This is a genomic window from Peribacillus sp. YIM B13472 (assembly GCF_042788005.1).
Taxonomy (GTDB): domain Bacteria; phylum Bacillota; class Bacilli; order Bacillales; family DSM-1321; genus Peribacillus; species Peribacillus simplex_E.
In genome coordinates this window covers 215186-230784 of the sequence record NZ_JBHZPG010000003.1, presented here as the reverse complement: position 1 = coordinate 230784, position 15599 = coordinate 215186, and the positions used below count along the sequence as shown (strand labels likewise).

General features: G+C 40.7%; 21 protein-coding genes. 16 read left to right on the top strand and 5 right to left on the bottom strand.

Going from position 1 to position 15599, the window contains the following annotated elements; all coding sequences use genetic code 11:
- The first annotated feature begins 63 nt into the window (after positions 1-63).
- From ACFX4I_RS04300 to ACFX4I_RS04280, 5 genes are all read left to right on the top strand, one after another.
- Positions 64-1098: a CAP domain-containing protein gene (locus tag ACFX4I_RS04300; RefSeq protein ID WP_230301192.1), complete on the top strand. Its 1035-nt coding sequence runs from the start codon at positions 64-66 to the stop codon at positions 1096-1098.
- 339 nt (positions 1099-1437) lie between these two features.
- The gene (locus tag ACFX4I_RS04295; protein WP_230301191.1) at positions 1438-1869 is read left to right on the top strand and encodes a YlbD family protein; all 432 of its coding nucleotides are present in this window, start codon (positions 1438-1440) and stop codon (positions 1867-1869) included.
- Positions 1870-1881: 12 nt separating this feature from the next.
- Complete coding sequence (locus tag ACFX4I_RS04290) at positions 1882-2124, top strand: YlbE-like family protein (RefSeq protein ID WP_230301190.1); 243 nt, start codon at positions 1882-1884, stop codon at positions 2122-2124.
- Positions 2125-2184: 60 nt separating this feature from the next.
- A complete protein-coding gene (locus ACFX4I_RS04285; RefSeq protein ID WP_377419316.1) occupies positions 2185-2619 on the top strand; it encodes a hypothetical protein in 435 nt (144 codons plus the stop codon).
- 60 nt (positions 2620-2679) lie between these two features.
- The gene (locus ACFX4I_RS04280) at positions 2680-3129 is read left to right on the top strand and encodes a YlbF/YmcA family competence regulator (RefSeq protein ID WP_230301204.1); all 450 of its coding nucleotides are present in this window, start codon (positions 2680-2682) and stop codon (positions 3127-3129) included.
- A gap of 140 nt (positions 3130-3269) precedes the next feature.
- Here ACFX4I_RS04280 and ACFX4I_RS04275 read toward each other — a convergent pair whose 3' ends face one another.
- Positions 3270-3593, bottom strand: coding sequence for a hypothetical protein (locus ACFX4I_RS04275; RefSeq protein ID WP_377419314.1), 324 nt, complete (start codon positions 3591-3593; stop codon positions 3270-3272).
- A 137-nt stretch (positions 3594-3730) separates the two neighbouring features.
- On the opposite strand from ACFX4I_RS04275, the gene ACFX4I_RS04270 reads away from it, so the two are divergent.
- Positions 3731-4006 carry a YlbG family protein gene (locus ACFX4I_RS04270; RefSeq protein WP_048684554.1) on the top strand — a complete coding sequence of 92 codons (276 nt, stop codon included), beginning with the start codon at positions 3731-3733 and terminating at the stop codon, positions 4004-4006.
- Positions 4007-4056: 50 nt separating this feature from the next.
- Here ACFX4I_RS04270 and ACFX4I_RS04265 read toward each other — a convergent pair whose 3' ends face one another.
- Positions 4057-4446, bottom strand: a complete 390-nt coding sequence (locus tag ACFX4I_RS04265) for a DUF7147 family protein (RefSeq protein WP_377419312.1) — start codon at positions 4444-4446, stop codon at positions 4057-4059.
- Positions 4447-4917: 471 nt separating this feature from the next.
- On the opposite strand from ACFX4I_RS04265, the gene rsmD reads away from it, so the two are divergent.
- A complete protein-coding gene (gene rsmD, locus ACFX4I_RS04260) occupies positions 4918-5493 on the top strand; it encodes a 16S rRNA (guanine(966)-N(2))-methyltransferase RsmD (RefSeq protein WP_034313946.1) in 576 nt (191 codons plus the stop codon).
- Entirely contained in the window at positions 5494-5985 is a 492-nt protein-coding gene (coaD, locus tag ACFX4I_RS04255) for a pantetheine-phosphate adenylyltransferase (protein WP_098371098.1), read from the top strand.
- A gap of 40 nt (positions 5986-6025) precedes the next feature.
- Here coaD and ylbJ read toward each other — a convergent pair whose 3' ends face one another.
- The gene (gene ylbJ, locus ACFX4I_RS04250) at positions 6026-7243 is read right to left on the bottom strand and encodes a sporulation integral membrane protein YlbJ (protein ID WP_230301186.1); all 1218 of its coding nucleotides are present in this window, start codon (positions 7241-7243) and stop codon (positions 6026-6028) included.
- Between the two features lie 307 nt (positions 7244-7550).
- On the opposite strand from ylbJ, the gene ACFX4I_RS04245 reads away from it, so the two are divergent.
- Both ACFX4I_RS04245 and ACFX4I_RS04240 read left to right on the top strand, forming a co-directional pair.
- A complete protein-coding gene (locus ACFX4I_RS04245) occupies positions 7551-8348 on the top strand; it encodes a patatin-like phospholipase family protein (RefSeq protein WP_137018809.1) in 798 nt (265 codons plus the stop codon).
- On the top strand, positions 8338-9357 hold the full coding sequence (locus ACFX4I_RS04240; protein ID WP_230301185.1) for a SepM family pheromone-processing serine protease: 1020 nt from the start codon (positions 8338-8340) through the stop codon (positions 9355-9357). The genes ACFX4I_RS04245 and ACFX4I_RS04240 overlap by 11 nt, the downstream gene beginning before the upstream one ends.
- A 91-nt stretch (positions 9358-9448) precedes the next feature.
- Here the strand turns inward: ACFX4I_RS04240 and ACFX4I_RS04235 are convergent, their stop codons facing one another.
- Complete coding sequence (locus ACFX4I_RS04235; protein ID WP_377419310.1) at positions 9449-10654, bottom strand: nucleotidyltransferase; 1206 nt, start codon at positions 10652-10654, stop codon at positions 9449-9451.
- 218 nt (positions 10655-10872) lie between these two features.
- Here ACFX4I_RS04235 and ACFX4I_RS04230 point away from each other — a divergent pair, with 218 nt between their 5' ends.
- The 4 genes from ACFX4I_RS04230 to ACFX4I_RS04215 all read left to right on the top strand — a co-directional run bounded on the left by ACFX4I_RS04230 (position 10873) and on the right by ACFX4I_RS04215 (position 13245).
- The gene (locus tag ACFX4I_RS04230; RefSeq protein WP_230301183.1) at positions 10873-11394 is read left to right on the top strand and encodes a YceD family protein; all 522 of its coding nucleotides are present in this window, start codon (positions 10873-10875) and stop codon (positions 11392-11394) included.
- 65 nt (positions 11395-11459) lie between these two features.
- On the top strand, positions 11460-11633 hold the full coding sequence (gene rpmF, locus ACFX4I_RS04225; protein WP_034313929.1) for a 50S ribosomal protein L32: 174 nt from the start codon (positions 11460-11462) through the stop codon (positions 11631-11633).
- Positions 11634-11781: 148 nt separating this feature from the next.
- The gene (locus ACFX4I_RS04220; RefSeq protein WP_377419308.1) at positions 11782-12546 is read left to right on the top strand and encodes an enoyl-CoA hydratase/isomerase family protein; all 765 of its coding nucleotides are present in this window, start codon (positions 11782-11784) and stop codon (positions 12544-12546) included.
- 78 nt (positions 12547-12624) lie between these two features.
- Positions 12625-13245: an RsfA family transcriptional regulator gene (locus ACFX4I_RS04215; protein WP_377419306.1), complete on the top strand. Its 621-nt coding sequence runs from the start codon at positions 12625-12627 to the stop codon at positions 13243-13245.
- A 44-nt stretch (positions 13246-13289) separates the two neighbouring features.
- On the opposite strand, the gene ACFX4I_RS04210 is transcribed toward ACFX4I_RS04215, so the two are convergent.
- Positions 13290-13778 (bottom strand): N-acetyltransferase, encoded by a 489-nt coding sequence (locus tag ACFX4I_RS04210; protein ID WP_283917362.1) that lies wholly within the window; start codon positions 13776-13778, stop codon positions 13290-13292.
- Between the two features lie 463 nt (positions 13779-14241).
- Between ACFX4I_RS04210 and ACFX4I_RS04205 the strand changes: the two genes are divergently transcribed.
- Complete coding sequence (locus ACFX4I_RS04205) at positions 14242-15126, top strand: 2-dehydropantoate 2-reductase (RefSeq protein WP_377419304.1); 885 nt, start codon at positions 14242-14244, stop codon at positions 15124-15126.
- A gap of 4 nt (positions 15127-15130) precedes the next feature.
- Entirely contained in the window at positions 15131-15523 is a 393-nt protein-coding gene (locus ACFX4I_RS04200) for a DUF3397 domain-containing protein (protein ID WP_377419302.1), read from the top strand.
- The last annotated feature ends 76 nt before the right edge of the window (positions 15524-15599 follow it).

The following is a 15599-nucleotide window of genomic DNA, read 5'->3' as shown; positions in this document are numbered from 1 at the left end:
ATTGGATACATAAATTAGATAGAGAGAGGGAGTGTTCCTCTGCGCGGTTTAGGTAAGGTGTTGGTGTTAATTATTATTTTTTTCGTAATAGGTATTTATCTTAATATCGGCGATGAAGAAGAAGGAAACCCTCTTATTGATGGTAACAAAGGTGTTAACCCCAATGGGCATATAAATGAAAAAAGCACTTCCCCTGAAAAGGAAGGGGTTACTGAAGTGACGGAAGGTCTGGCGGTAACGATCGGGAAAAATGCAAAAGAGATAGAAAAGGAATATGGTAAGCCAGATCGAATTGATATGTCCGCCTATGGATATGAATGGTGGGTTTATAAAAAGGACTATGATAATTATTTCCAATTAGCCATTGAAAATGAAAAAGTGGTATCTGCTTATGGAATCGGTGATGAGGTCAATGTCGCTCCTTTTAAAATTGGACAATCGATTGATGCCATCTATTCCAGCTTATATGTGGAACCCACTGTTGATATTGAAGTTGGCCACAGTTCCTATCGATTTGAATTGTCGGAGGAAGATATGAACATGAGGCCGTTGATTGATTTAGGGAATATTAATGTTCAGCTATATTTGGATAAATTCACCGGGACTGTTTCAAGCATCCGATTTTTGAATGATTCCGCCTTATTGAAACAACAGCCGTATGAGTTGACCTATCATGGAGAACTTGTGACAGTTAAGGACCTTTCTGATGAAGACTTGGCGAAAGTGGAAGAGGGCAATGCGCAGCAAATATTCGATATTACGAATATAATGCGCAGCAGGTTTGATTTGAAGCCTTTAGAATGGGATGCGCCAACTGCAGAGGTTGCTTACCTTCATAGCCGGGAAATGACGGACGCACCTGAAGGAACCCATGTTTCTGAAACAAAGGGGGATTTGGAAAAGCGTCTCGATGCAGGCCATGTAAAATACAGGGCAGCAGGTGAAAATATAGCGGCTAATTATGTTGACGCAGCTGCAGTCATGGAAGGTTGGCTAAATAGCAAAGGGCATCGGGATGCGATGCTGAACGAGGAATTTACAGGTCTGGGCGTCGGGGTATATAAAAAGTACTACACCCAGAATTTTATAAAGAGATAAAAAAACGGATCCGATTTGGGTCCGTTTTCTTGTTCTGGATTATATTTTGAAAATGAAAAAGGTCCCTGTCTTTGTAGTGCAAGTTCCCCATCATCACGGTTGACCTTTCCCTTGATGATGATCGTATGTCTATGTATTAATTTGCACGGAATCGATCACCAATGGAGGGGTTTACATAACGAACTTGGTTATCCGCAGTCACGCCAGCATACCCTTTTGGGACTTTAAGGATACTCATACCCAAATCATCCAATTGCATTTTAAAAGGAATGTTATGCACTTTTTATTTACCTTTAGCATATGGTGCAATAGGCGATGTCTAAGTGTGAGGTGAGAGTAATGGCAAAAAGAAAGCGGCCCTCCGTGGATGGATTTCGGGAGTTTGTAAAGGAACATCCTCATTTAGTGAATGAAGTGAGAAGCAAACAAGCAACATGGCAGGAACTTTTTGAAGAGTGGTATTTACTCGGAGAAGATCATCCACGCTGGCAGGCTGACGGCAGTGTGGGCGAGTCCAAAGTGAATACAGGATTCCCATCACCGCCGGTAGAAAAGGGAGACCAAAGCACTGAGTTGATCGGTTCGTTAATGAGTGCAGTTAAAAGTATGGATATGGGGCAGATTCAACAGTATATTACGAATGCCAATCAGGCCATCGGTGCAATCCAAGGAGTGCTATCTGCTTTCCAAGGGAATAAATCAGGTGATACCAGTCCTCCCCCAAAAGAAAAAGAGCAGAGAGCTAACCCTTTTTTATTCAACAAAGATTAAGGAGGGTTTTTCATGCGTCAGAATATATATGAATTCATTCAAACAAACGAAGATATGCGTAATTACTTGAGGATTCAGCCTGCATGGTACAAAAGGTTAATGCGTAATCCCCATGAAGCGGATGTGTTTGAAACCGAAGCGAAATATTATTTTGAGAAGTCGATTCCACATCGTGTCTCTAAATTTTCGGAAAGCGTTCAGGTTGCCTCAATGATGCTTCATATGTTTCAAGCGATGAATGCTTCAAGTGAATGAAGAAAATAAGAGTAAATTACTCCTTTTGGCGAACAATATAGGCAAAAGGGGGACGATGGAATGAGAAAGTTGATTTTGGCTCTCACAGTGTTGATGGCAGCGTCTGGTTGTGGAAAGAAAATACCGGAACCTGAAAATTCAGGAGTAGCCATGCAAGAAGTTTCTACACTTAAAGCTGCCACCACTGTATCGAGCATCCGAAACTCAGATAACTCAGATGAGGACTTTCGGGTAAAAACTTTTGTAAAAGGCAACTCTGTCTATGTCGAGTGCTACTTGAAAAACTATGGTTTTTCTGAATCAAATCCTGAACAATTGGCAACTGTGTCCGTATTTATTGATAATCAAAAGAAAGTCGATATGAAAACGGCAGCATTTATCTTAAAGGATGTCCCGAATGGCATGCATAAAATTAAGCTGGAAGTCTTGAATGGTTCAGGTGAAAAAACAGGGTTGCAAAAAGAGATTGAGGTACATATCACTTCCTCTATTTAATCAAACCATTAGCATCTAAAAGGGAGAAATGGTAAAATGGTTGTGGAGGTGAGCTTGTTAATGCTTGCTACTATGGAAATCATCGACATTTTACAACAGGCTGATGGATTAGCCGAAATGATCCTTCATTCTGAAATAGGGGAAGAATACCTTCTTAGTTTATATAAATTACAAAGCGACAAAGAGGCACAGCGGAAAATTTCCAAGTTTACTTCGCTAAAGGATCTATTTGAAGATGTTCAAAGGTTCGGTAAATATCATCCGGATTATAAACGCATCAATTTAGAAACCAGGCAAGCTAAACGAGACATGGATATGCATCCTGTCGTAGCAAGGTTTAAGCGGGCGGAGACAGAATTACAATCCGTTCTTGATGAAATAAGCGGAAGAATTGGCCGAGCCGTTTCTGAACAGGTCAAAACCCCAGCGGGGAATCCATTTTTTGTTTCATCAGGTGGATGTTCAACGGGAAGCTGCGGAACCGGCGGAAGTTGTGGATGCTCTGCTTAAAGTAATGGCAAGAATCGTGAACATTCAGGCCGGTATATAAGAACATGCAGCCATCGAAATTCGACATTGCTACGGAGTTCGGTGGCTGTATCATGTATGGAAGTCGAGACAGTGGGTCAACCGGATACGTTACAAAGAGATTAACTGCGAAATAAGATACAATCCGGACAAAGGTTGCCACAGCAAAACATCTTTTGCTGCGGCACATAAAAACGATGCCGGAATACATATAAATGTTCTTCCTGCCGTACGAAAATGGTTTCACAATGAAGCTGCTTGCCACGCATTGAAAGGCTTGCAGCTTTTTTTATTAAGAAAGAAAGCTTACTATTACCATTTTGTGGAGGAATATAATGGATATATATAAATGGTATACCTGTGAACTTTTTTATCGAAGCTTGGGTAATTTCATCATTATCTAATAGATGATCAATAAATTGACTCCAAATTTGGTTTAAATCCATCGTTGTTTGGCTCCCTTCACAGTGTATATATTCTTAATAGTGAGATAATTTTGTTTATAATCTTTTTTTCTTGGTTGAAAGTAAAGATTCTGCTATGCTACACTTAGTTAAAACCTTTATAAAAGGGAGTTATTGATATGCTTGGAGCGAGACAGGGAATCATCGTCTATTTACATACATTAAAACAAGCCAAAATGCTTAGGAAATTTGGAAATATCCATTATGTTTCAAAAAAGTTGAAATATGTAGTGCTTTATACGAATATGGATGAAGTGGAACCACTAGTGGAAAAGCTGAATAATTATTCGTTCGTTAAAAAAGTGGACCTTTCTTACAAGCCTTTTTTGAAGGTGGAGTTCGAAAACTCCAAACCGGATAAAGCGAAAGAATATGATTATAAAATGGGAATTTGAAAAAAGCTGACTCATGCGGAGTCAGCCTTTTTCAATTCAGGGCATCAACATCAACCCAATGGGGGCAAATATCTATTCATTCGCAGAATGCCGATTAAGTGTTGGTAGTACAACTCGATTTCTGCAAAGAGCACCGAAGGTTTCACGTCGATTTCAATAATTGGTCTATCCAGTTCCTCCGCCAAGTTCTCAAAAAGCTCATAGCGTTTGTTTTTGGTGGCATGAGGGTTCGGTATACCTTCACGGCAAATGTAAAGTGGCTGGAATTTCCCAGGATCCGTGGGCTGCATGACGATAACCAATGATGTTACCTTTTTATCATCAATAGTAGTATGCATGGCCAAAAGCCTTGCAACTCGATGTTGCTGATTGCGGCCTACTTCCAGCAACTCATATATATCGGAATATCCTTGTCCAATTTCAATAAAACGTTGAATCAATTAAACCTCTCCTAACTAACTTATTATTCATTACTTTATCATTATCCCTCATAAAAGAGAAGGACAACTTCATTGACGAACCATGACAAAGAAAATTAGATATCAGAGGTTTATCAAAAAAAAAAGCCCTGCAAAAATATGCAGGGTCCTTCTATGTCTAACTAAGGACCAGAAGGCAAAGGGAGAGGAGAAACCGGAGGAAGAACTTATGGGGAAACGTAAGCCTTCTCCGCGGTTGGCAACAACACCTAAAAAGGAATGTTGTTATTCACATTATTGCCAAAAACCACTTTATTATTCAATATGTAAAAGATTTATAAAAAGAATGGATATCTTCCTTTCGTGGTCCGAAATGATAAGTCGTTTTTCATCTTGGAAGTGAAGCCAAATCGGTTTAAATATTGGCTAGCTTTTTCTAATATGTTAGGATAGGAAAGTAACAGAAATTTGTCATAAAATGTGGTGAGGATAATGAGGGTCGTTTCCGGAATTTGCAAAGGAAGACCACTTAAGGCTGTACCGGGTACAGGAACCCGGCCGACTACTGATAAAGTCAAGGAATCCATTTTCAACATGATTGGTCCTTATTTCGAAGGAGGGCTGGTCCTCGACTTGTTTGCCGGGAGCGGTGGACTGGGAATTGAAGCGTTAAGCAGAGGCATGGATAAAGCCATATTTGTCGACCGGGATTTTAAAGCAAATCAAACGGTTAAGGCCAATTTGGAGCTATGCAAGTTTTCAGACCGTGCAGAAGTTTATAAAAATGATTCAGAGCGTGCACTGAAGGCTTTGGTGAAAAGGGAAATGACTTTTGAATTGATTTTTCTTGATCCACCTTATAAGAAACAAAAGCTTGTCGAGATTCTTGAAGAAATACATAAATACCGATTGCTGAATGATATGGGATACATTGTTTGTGAGCATGGCCATGATGTTACATTGCCAGAAAAAGTTGGTGACTTTACCGTTAAGAGAAAAGAAGTTTATGGCGTCATTGCCGTTACGATTTATCAATGGGGAAACGTACACGAACAGGGGGAACTATGAATGTCCAAAATAGCGATTTGTCCGGGGAGTTTTGATCCAATAACATTTGGTCATCTTGATATCATTCAAAGGGGAGCGAATGTTTTTGATGAGGTATATGTGGTCATCGTGAACAATTCAGCGAAAAATTCACTTTTTACTGTGGAGGAGAGACTAGAATTGATTACTGAAGCGACTGCCCATATGCCGAATGTTAAAGTGGATTTCTATCAGGGATTGACGGTCGACTATGCTGAAAGCGTTTCCGCGAATGCCATCATCAGGGGATTGAGGGCGACTTCCGACTTTGAATATGAAATGCAGGGAACCTCGATGAACCGATTCCTTAACAATAAAATAGAGTCATTCTTTATCATGACGAAAAATCAATATTCTTTCTTGAGTTCCAGTATCGTGAAAGAGGTTGCGAAGTATGGTGGGGATATCTCCGAACTAGTGCCAAGCGTCGTCGAGAAAGCCCTGGCCAAAAAATACGAGGAACTGAAAGGATAGAAAAAAGAGCATTGCAAACGCGCAATGCTCTTTTTTCGGTTTACGAAAGGCCTTTGAATAGCCTTTTGGTAAATATGATGATGTATAGGATCAAAAACACGAGTGTCAGAACGGGTCCGAAATCAAGCATGTTCTGATATAGCGAATTCGCGTGTTCACCTGAACCGCTGACTGGGAATGCATTTATCGGGCTGCCGCTGTACATATTGCCTTTATAGAATGGTTCCCAAAGTAAGACGGTAATAATGGATGCCAGAAGGCCATGTGCTATCCTTGCCAGAAAAAAGGGAGTGAAACGAATGTCTGTTGCGGCAATGATGCTGGCAACTTGCGCTTGAATGCTGAAACCGTTGAAAGCTAAGATGAAACTTGTCATCACAGTTTGCTGAAAGAGTGTCGCATCTTCGACCGTACTGGTTAATTTTGAACCAAGAGTCATTTCAAACATGCCTGATATGAAGGGAAAGCTTAAGGAATCGGGGAAATTGAAAATATGTAAAATTCCTCTGACCCCCGATGCCAGCAATCCGGTAATGTTCATATGAAATAAAAGCTTGTTCACCACCGAAAAGAGAATGATGAATCCCCCGATCATTAATAGGGTTTGAATGGATGAGAGTACCGCATCTCCAAGTAAACTGCCAAATGGTCTTGTTTCTTTTATTCTGGTTCGATGCATTTGGCTAAAGGCTTGTCTTATGGAGGGGAGCTTGGCCATTACATTAGTATGGGATTTTTCTTCTTTCCAACGGTAAAAACGCATGATGATGCCTACACAAAAATTTCCTAGGTAGTGGGAAAGTGCAAGGATGATCCCTAAATGAGGATTATGGAAAAACCCAACGGCAACGGCAACGAACAGAAACAATGGATTGGATGAATTAGTAAAACAAACGAGTCTTTCCGCTTCGATGCGTGTCAATTGTTCTTCCTGACGAAGCCTCACAGTGTATTTCGCTCCAGCTGGAAACCCTGATGCAAGTCCCATCGCCCAAACGAAACCGCCTACACCTGGTACACGGAATAAGGGACGCATGAATGGTTCGAGCATGACGCCAATGAACCTGACAACACCAAAACTGATTAATAACTCCGAGAGAATCAAGAAAGGTAGAAGCGAAGGGAAAACAATTGTCCACCAAATATTCAGTCCGCCTTTGGAAGCTTCAAAGGATTCTTGGGGGAAGATGATCAAGCCAACTGCCATCATCGTGACGGAGGTAGCTAACAGTACTGTTTTAGATTTTGATTTTAGCAAAATTCAGCCTCCTCTTGAAGGTTTCTAAATAAGGGCAGTTCGTTTCGTATATAATAAAATATGAACTTCCTTTTCTCGAAAAGTAAGCGCATGATGGAATTTGGATTGTACCGACATGTATAAATGAGGATGATCCGCACAATGGAATTTCAATGAAGACCTCACTTTATTGGCTACATAGGTTATATCCGCCATGCTTGTTTCACTGTCAATATAAATAATATGCTTCTATAAATCCGTTTAAGACCATAACTTTGAATGAGCGTTATTTCAATATTTTGAACTAGTTACAGCGGGAGGGATATCTTTGTCGAAACCAAAGGTCGGGCTTGCACTTGGGTCAGGAGGAGCTAGGGGGTTTGCACATATTGGCGTGATAAAGGTATTACAGCAAGAAGGCATTCCGATAGATATGATTGCCGGAAGCAGCATGGGGGCTATGGTTGCTGCCTTTTATGGAGCGGGGTCGGATATCGAGAGGCTGTATAAGTTGTCCCGTGCATTTAAGCGAAAGTATTATTTAGACTTCACCATACCTAAAATGGGCTTCATTTCGGGTAAACGGACAAAGGATTTAATCAGGGTATTTACATATGGCAAGAAATTTGAAGAACTTGATATTCCTGTGGCGGTGGTCGCCACTGATATAAAAACGGGGGAAAAAGTAATTTTTCAGGAAGGTCCCATCGCACCGGCTGTAAGGGCAAGCATCTCCATTCCCGGCATTTTCATTCCCGAAAAAATCGGAAACAGACTGCTTGTTGATGGAGGCGTTGTTGACAGGGTTCCTGTTTCAGTCGTGAAGGATATGGGAGCAGACATCATAATTGGCGTGGATGTAGCCCACGTGAAACAGGATATGGAGATAAACTCCATCTATGACGTCATCATGCAAAGCCTCGATATCCTGCAAATGGAGCTTGTTAAAAGCAGGGAGTTTGCTTCAGACGTCATGATACGCCCCAGAGTGGAGAAATACAGCTCGAAATCATTTACAAACGTACAGGAAATAATTAGTATTGGAGAAGAAGCTGCAAGAGGAAAGATAGATCAAATTAAGCAGAGTATTGTTACTTGGAAGGAGTCCTTTGAAGATGAGCCGTAAAATGTATGTACGCACTTTCCTGGTGGTGGCTATACTTCTCATAGCATCAGCCCTTTATTCCCTACCTTTTTATGTATCAAAACCAGGAATGGCTAAAGAATTGGAGCCAATCATTGAGGTATCCGGAGGAGATGAAGCAAAAGGAAGCTTTATGTTAACCACTGTAAGGATGGGCCGGGCGAATGTATATTCCTACATGCTGGCGAAGTGGAGCAAATATCAGGAACTTTATCCGGAAACCTCCATTCGAAGCGAAGATGAAACAGATGAAGAATATAATATCAGGCAGCTGCACTTAATGGATGGTTCTAAAAATAATGCCATTCAGATCGCATATGAAAAAGCAGGGAAAGAAGTCGAATACGAGTACCTGGGTGTATATGTTTTGGACGTGCTAAAAGGAATGCCGGCAGCTAAAGAGCTGAAAGCGGGCGATCAAATCATTCAGGTCGATGATGTTAAATTCAAGTCTGCACAGGAATTCATGAACTATATTAACGGAAAGAAGGCTGGAGACGAAGTTAAAATAGTGTATAAGCGGGAAGAGACGGAGAAAACGGCCGTTCTTTCTTTGCAGCCTTTTAAAAATGACCCAAATAGGGTAGGAATAGGCATTTCGCTGGATGATAATCGAAAAGTGACTACAAAACCGGCGATTTCCATAGATTCAGAACAAATAGGCGGTCCTTCGGCTGGTTTAATGTTTTCATTGGAAATTTATAATCAATTAACAAAGGGCGATCTTACAAAGGGATATGACATAGCGGGGACAGGGACGATGTCCGACGATGGGACAGTTGGTCCAATTGGCGGAATTCAACAGAAAATAGTTGCAGCCGATAAGTCAGGAGCCGAAATATTCTTTGCCCCGAATGAAAACGGAGCAGCAGGTTCGAATTATGAAGATGCACTTATTGCAGCAAAGGATATCGACACGGACATGAAGATCGTCCCGGTGGACAACTTTGATGATGCAATAGCTTATTTAACGAAGCTAAAAGAAAAATGAAAAAAAGCGCAGGCAGTCATCTACTGTTTGCGCTTTTTTTGATGATTGATTTTTACTCTTAAGGATGGATGTGCCAAGCTTAAACCACTCTTCATTTGAAAATGATGGGAGATTCATATTCCCGTTTCATCAATGCAGCTTGATATGGTTCCGACAAGCCCAATGCATACACCTGTGCCGCTCGCAAGTCCGTATCGATGTCCTGTTTCTGATAGGACGAAAGTTTAGAGATGAGCGGGAGGGGTAAGCCTTTTTTTACAGTGCGAAGATAATCTTGTCCCCGGCCATTCATGCCAAGAAGTCTGATATAGGCTGGTTGGTCATTGTGAATCACCTGTTCCTTTAATGTATGAGTCAATATATGGACACACATCCGTTGTAGTCGTGTCCATGTGTAGCGTTTTGTCTTCAGGGCTGCCATGAAGACAGAAAAGCTCGAAGATTGTTTGGCCATCTCCTTTATCCGGTGTTCAATGCCTTCCTCAATTTCGTATATCCCTGCCAATTCGGTTAAAGAGGACGAAAGGATTCGGTATTTCAACATGCGCCAATACATTTCCCAGTCATGCAAGGCATGGTAGTGCGCTAAATATTGCTCAAGGCCATTCATCGTCGGTTGAGGAATATAACTGGAAACAGCATTTAACTCCTGGTGTTCATGGATGGCTTTACGTATCCCCGTAGCACTGGCAATAGGGTCTTTGGACAACTTTGTTTCATGGTATCCGGCAGCGACCCTTTGAATCGTATAAGGGCGAATGGAGTAGCCGTTTGAAAGTGCAGCACTTACATATTCCTTTCCAAGAATATTATTTGGCTTCGTCAAATCCAATTCGGCATCACCATTGATGATCGATCGATAAGCCTGGGCAGCACTGGCCGGATAACTATTACCGGCATCCATAGCCGATTTAATTGCGGCATCGAATGCAGCGGAATTATCCGATAGAATTCTGTGGGCGGTGATGAATGGTTCAATTCTGCCATCCTCGCTTCCAAAGCAAAAGGAGTCACAGCCAAGGGATTCCAAAAGAGAAATAGATCCTTTTGCAAATATTTCCGCCTTCTGTGTCGCGAAAGCATAGGGCAGCTCAATGACAAGATCTATGCCGCCGTTCAAGGCCATTTCGGCACGTGTCCACTTGCTGACAATAGCGGGCTCGCCACGCTGTAAGAAGGGTCCGCTCATAACAGCGACCACAACATCTGCACCTGTTTTTTCTCTACTTACTCTTGCATGTAAAACATGTCCATTGTGAAAAGGGTTATATTCGACTACTAAACCGCAAGCTTTCATTCGTTCACCTCAGAGAAAAACTTTGTATTTTATCAACTTAGTGCTAAAATAGTATTTCAAGTAAAATTACTATAAGTAATCGCCCGGATTCTTTGTTTGAAATGATTCTTAAACTTAGATAATCAGTTAGGATGACTACATTATAGTGTAAAGAAAAAATATTGACAAACTTATAATTGAAAGCTATAATTATTTTTGTTGCCTTGAGGTGATTTCATTTGAAATGGACGATTAGTCAACTTCAAAAAATTCGGGACAAAGATTTACGGTTTGATGAACTGGTGGATGTCTTGGACATTAGAGAAAGAGACCCGCAAATTCGCGATGTTTCTCCGATCAGAGTAGCAGGAAGAGCTGATATCAGCTCGACCGAGATTACTTTTCACTTGCATCTTTCAGGTGAATTAACATTACCTTGCTCCCGTACACTGGTAGACGTTAAATATCCGATTGATATTGATACAAAGGAAACCTTTCTTTTAAAGGCAGATGACGCTGATTTCTACGGAGATGATGTCACTGTTGTGGAAGGTGAAGTTGTAGACCTAATACCGGTAATTAAAGAAAATTTATTGCTAGAAATTCCGATGCAGGTTTTTTGTGAGGATGTCGATTCGAACGAAGCTGCTCCTCAATCCGGAAAAGACTGGGCTGTTATTTCTGAAGAGGAAAATGAGCATAAGGTTGATCCGAGATTTGCAAAGCTTGCCGACTTTTTTGACAACAATAAAGAATCTTGATTGGAACGAAAAATCGTTAATCCGATTTTTCCAGCTTTTTTATATTTTTTAAGGAGGTGGGAATAATGGCTGTACCTTTTAGAAGAACGTCGAAAACTGTAAAAAGAAAACGTCGTACGCACTTCAAGCTTCAAGTACCTGGTATGGTAGAATGCCCAAGCTGTGGTGGAATGACTCTTTCACATCACGTTTGTAAAGAATGTGGAACATATAAAGGAAAAGAAGTTGTCGCAAAATAATTTCTTGACCTACTTGAGAGCTTTGCTTTCTTGATGCAACACGCTAATCAAAGCGCAGGGATTTTTCTCTGTGCTTTTTTTATAAATGCATTTGGCAGAATATTTTGAATCATCTGTGTTTGCCGATGATTTTGGAGAAGGTGTTTACATGGATCAGGTGATTGAAGTTGAAAAGGATAAACGCGGTTTCATGAAGCTCCTATTTAATAGACCGGAGAAAAGGAATGCCGTGAATTATCAATTGATGGACGAACTTGAGTCGATATTGTCAGAAGCTGCATACGATGATGAAGTTAAGTTGCTAGTCCTGACAGGGGCGGGCTCTGAGGCATTCTGTTCAGGTGGGGATCTAAGGGAATTTCAGGATTTGCACACAGAAGAAGAGGCATTTGCTATGTTATCGAAAATGGGTGAAATTCTGTATAAACTAGCAGCTTTCCCAAAACCAACAATAGCGCTCATCAATGGAAGTGCTTTCGGCGGTGGATGCGAAATAGCGACAGCTTGTGATTTCAGATTAGCAAAGAGCGAAGTCAAGCTAGGGTTTGTGCAAGGTACACTGGGAATAACGACAGGCTGGGGCGGAGCTTCACTTTTACTTGAAAAAATAGCAGAGCAAAAAGCGCTAAAGCTATTATTGGATGCAAAAATACATAAATCTGAGGAAGCAAAGGAATTTGGTTTCGTAGATGAGATAGTCGGAGAAGGTACGGATGGATGGGAAAGGTTCGCAGAAGATTTCCTTCGTCATGAGACAGGGGTATTGATGGCCTATAAACGATTGCTGGTCCATAAATGGCAGGGTAGCGGGCTTAAAGGAAGAATGGATGCGGAAATCCGGGAATGTTCTAAACTGTGGGCGAGTGATGAGCATCATGCTGCAGTCGATCGTTTTTTAAATAAGAAAAAATAAATATTACACGCTCTATATATCTTCTATCTTTCCTAGCATGTGCATATTATGAATTAAAACTTGCTGGGAGGTAGAGAGATGACGATTGCGAGACAAGATGCATGGACTCATGATGAGGATCTGTTGTTGGCTGAAGTGGTACTGAGGCATATACGAGAAGGCAGTACACAATTAAAGGCGTTTGAAGAAGTGGGGAAACAGTTATCAAGGACATCTGCCGCTTGTGGGTTCCGTTGGAATTCATTTGTAAGGAAGCAATATAAGTCTGGGATAGAGCTGGCGAAAAAACAAAGGAAAGAACAGGTAGTCAATAATCCTGAAATGGAAAGGGATTCGGTTGCAGTGGTGGAGAATGTCACGATTGATGAAAAAACGCCCGAGCATGAAGATAAAGAATCTATTACCCTTCAGGAAGTTATATTATATTTAACTAAAATGGATGAATTCTTTCAGCTTGATAATAAGGAAAAAGAAAGGATTTCTGAGCGGTCCCTATTTCTTGAACGGGAAAATGCCCGATTATTGGAAGAGAATGTATTGCTTAAAGAAAACCTGAAAGCTGTTGAGGAAGATTACCGTGCGTTAATGCAGATTATGGAGCGCGCAAGAAAACTAAGTGTACAAGAGGACGAAAAGACCAATCCTAAGGTGAGTTTCCAAATGGATAAGAATGGTAATCTGGAAAGGGTCAATAAATAAAAAATGCGGGTGGGAAAATCCGCCCGCATTTTCTTGATGCTTCATTATTCTTGTGTATCTATTTCTTTATTATCTTGTATGTCAAATGGGCTCCAAATCAGCGGGTTTTCTCCGAGGTCCCTGTCCAAATCATAGGAAACAGCAGAAAAACCCATCTTTTTCCAAAAGTCTTGTGAATGAACTCTTGGATTGGTTTTGATAGGCATGTTCAGGCTTTTGGCGAATTCGACCAAAGCTCTTCCATAACCTTTTTTCTGATAGTTAGGCAGGACTTCAAGTTTCCAAAGAACAAGGAAGTCCCTAGACTTGTCAAAATACTGGTCGAATTTAGCACTTCTTTTATACAGGCTCATGCGGGCTACAAGTTTGTCGCCATAAAAGATTCCGTAAAAAGGTGATTGGCTGTCATTTTCGATGATGTTACCCTCTAAATCATCTAGCATTGACAGTTCCTGTATCCCGTATTCTTTGAATTTTTTGAATTCCTCAAGCGTTTTAAAATTTACAAGTAATCGTTCCACCTTGTATTCCATAAAAAAGCTCCCCCTTAATTCTGATAAACCTCTTCCGATAGTACCCTTTGAAAGTCATCCCACTGATCTTTACGATGTGGAACTCCAGCTTAGGTCAAATCTAGTATGCCATCATCGACTTATCCTAGCTGTCTAAATGCTTATAGCCTTTTATCCCCGCCCTTTTCCCTGCAATTTCTCGCGGGTTGAGTTTGGAGTTATCTTTTGTTCCTAAAAGTATTCAAAATGGCTAAGCTTTTCGTATCTAATATACCATTAAATTAACGCTTAAAGAAGAAAATATATCTTCAATGGCGTATTAATAATTCTTTCCATTGGTATTTTATGACGAGCCTTGTTAATGGCAGTTCAATTTCATTCAACCAGATGTGCTGCGATTTCCAACGATGGGAAAATTGATGCAGGATAAAAAAGATAATGTGATAAAATAGTGAATATATTTCAATAAGTAAGGAAGGGAATTATGAGAATTGGAATCATTGGGGGAGGGGCCATAGGGCTGCTGTTTGCGTCTCATTTAAGTGAAAAACATAGTGTGACACTCTATACACATACTGCGGATCAGGCGTCCATCATCCAACGTGATGGAATCCGTCTTATTGCGGATGGTGAAAGCAGACTGCTGACAGGCATCATTTCCAAGGCCTTGGATGATGGGATATCGGATGTGGAGCTTCTAATATTGGCCGTCAAGCAATATCACCTGCAGCAAATGCTGCCTAGGATAAAAGTTATTCAGGTTCCATTGCTATTCTTGCAGAATGGCTATGGGCATATTTCTTATTTAAAGCAGCTTCAATCCCCGACCATATATGTGGGGGTAGTGGAGCATGGGGCATTGAAACATGACGGGAATACCGTGGAGCATACAGGGCACGGCATTACAAGGGTCGCTTCCTTTAAAGGGGAACTTGAGCAACTATCTTTAGTGAATGAAAGGATCGATCATTTTCCTTTTGCGAAGAGTGAGGATTTTCACTCGATGCTGATCGATAAGCTCGTCGTTAATGCAGTGATAAATCCGTTAACGGCGATACTTGATGTGGAAAATGGCGGTTTAATCACTAACCCCTTTTACTACCAATTATTTCAAGATCTTTTTGAAGAAATCTCCGGTATTTTGGAAGTTCAAAATAAGGATGAGTCATTTGAACATGTGAAATCCGTTTGTATGGCAACTGCAGAAAATCGATCGTCAATGCTAAAAGATATAGAAAATGGCCGTAAAACGGAAATTGATGCTATTTTGGGTCATATCCTCTCGGAGGCAAAGAGTAAAGGGAAAAGTGATTGCCTGACATCTTCTCTATATAAGATGGTCAAAGGAAAAGAGTCTCAGGGGGGATGAGAATGTGCCGTACGTAGTTTCAAGTCTTGCCGCGATATTTATTACCTTGCCTTTCCTAGGTTATTTACTTTTTTTTATAAGTGCCAAACAATTCACTGGAAACCATAGGCGCTCCGTTCAATTTGCAATGGACATGAGTACGCTGCTGTTCGTATTATCCGTCCATTATTTGATCATTACGATTTGGGATAAGCAAATTCTTTGGGTGATCATGCTAATCATGATCATCAACGCATTCGTGGTGGTCCTTGTCCATTACAAGGTAAAAGAAGAAATCATTTTCCATAAGGTATTAAAGGGTTTTTGGAGAGTGAACTTCGCCTTCTTTTTTGTAGCTTACCTTCTATTATTTTCCATTGGAATAATTACAAGTATTACGAAGATATTGACTACATAACATAGAACATGCATCAATTTTCTGCTGCTGGGCAACTTCTTTTGTTTTCTTAAACCGGAATGTTATACTCTAAAAA

Excerpts from the sequence above, each read along its gene's own strand:
- ACFX4I_RS04295 (WP_230301191.1), top strand. The coding sequence starts at position 1,438 with ATGGCAAAAAGAAAGCGGCCCTCCGTGGATGGATTTCGGGAGTTTGTA.
- ACFX4I_RS04290 (WP_230301190.1), top strand. The coding sequence starts at position 1,882 with ATGCGTCAGAATATATATGAATTCATTCAAACAAACGAAGATATGCGT.
- ACFX4I_RS04285 (WP_377419316.1), top strand. The coding sequence starts at position 2,185 with ATGAGAAAGTTGATTTTGGCTCTCACAGTGTTGATGGCAGCGTCTGGT.
- ACFX4I_RS04280 (WP_230301204.1), top strand. The coding sequence starts at position 2,680 with ATGCTTGCTACTATGGAAATCATCGACATTTTACAACAGGCTGATGGA.
- ACFX4I_RS04275 (WP_377419314.1), bottom strand. The coding sequence starts at position 3,593 with ATGGATTTAAACCAAATTTGGAGTCAATTTATTGATCATCTATTAGAT.
- ACFX4I_RS04270 (WP_048684554.1), top strand. The coding sequence starts at position 3,731 with ATGCTTGGAGCGAGACAGGGAATCATCGTCTATTTACATACATTAAAA.
- rsmD (WP_034313946.1), top strand. The coding sequence starts at position 4,918 with ATGAGGGTCGTTTCCGGAATTTGCAAAGGAAGACCACTTAAGGCTGTA.
- coaD (WP_098371098.1), top strand. The coding sequence starts at position 5,494 with ATGTCCAAAATAGCGATTTGTCCGGGGAGTTTTGATCCAATAACATTT.
- ACFX4I_RS04240 (WP_230301185.1), top strand. The coding sequence starts at position 8,338 with ATGAGCCGTAAAATGTATGTACGCACTTTCCTGGTGGTGGCTATACTT.
- ACFX4I_RS04235 (WP_377419310.1), bottom strand. The coding sequence starts at position 10,654 with ATGAAAGCTTGCGGTTTAGTAGTCGAATATAACCCTTTTCACAATGGA.
- rpmF (WP_034313929.1), top strand. The coding sequence starts at position 11,460 with ATGGCTGTACCTTTTAGAAGAACGTCGAAAACTGTAAAAAGAAAACGT.
- ACFX4I_RS04220 (WP_377419308.1), top strand. The coding sequence starts at position 11,782 with ATGGATCAGGTGATTGAAGTTGAAAAGGATAAACGCGGTTTCATGAAG.
- ACFX4I_RS04215 (WP_377419306.1), top strand. The coding sequence starts at position 12,625 with ATGACGATTGCGAGACAAGATGCATGGACTCATGATGAGGATCTGTTG.
- ACFX4I_RS04210 (WP_283917362.1), bottom strand. The coding sequence starts at position 13,778 with ATGGAATACAAGGTGGAACGATTACTTGTAAATTTTAAAACGCTTGAG.
- ACFX4I_RS04205 (WP_377419304.1), top strand. The coding sequence starts at position 14,242 with ATGAGAATTGGAATCATTGGGGGAGGGGCCATAGGGCTGCTGTTTGCG.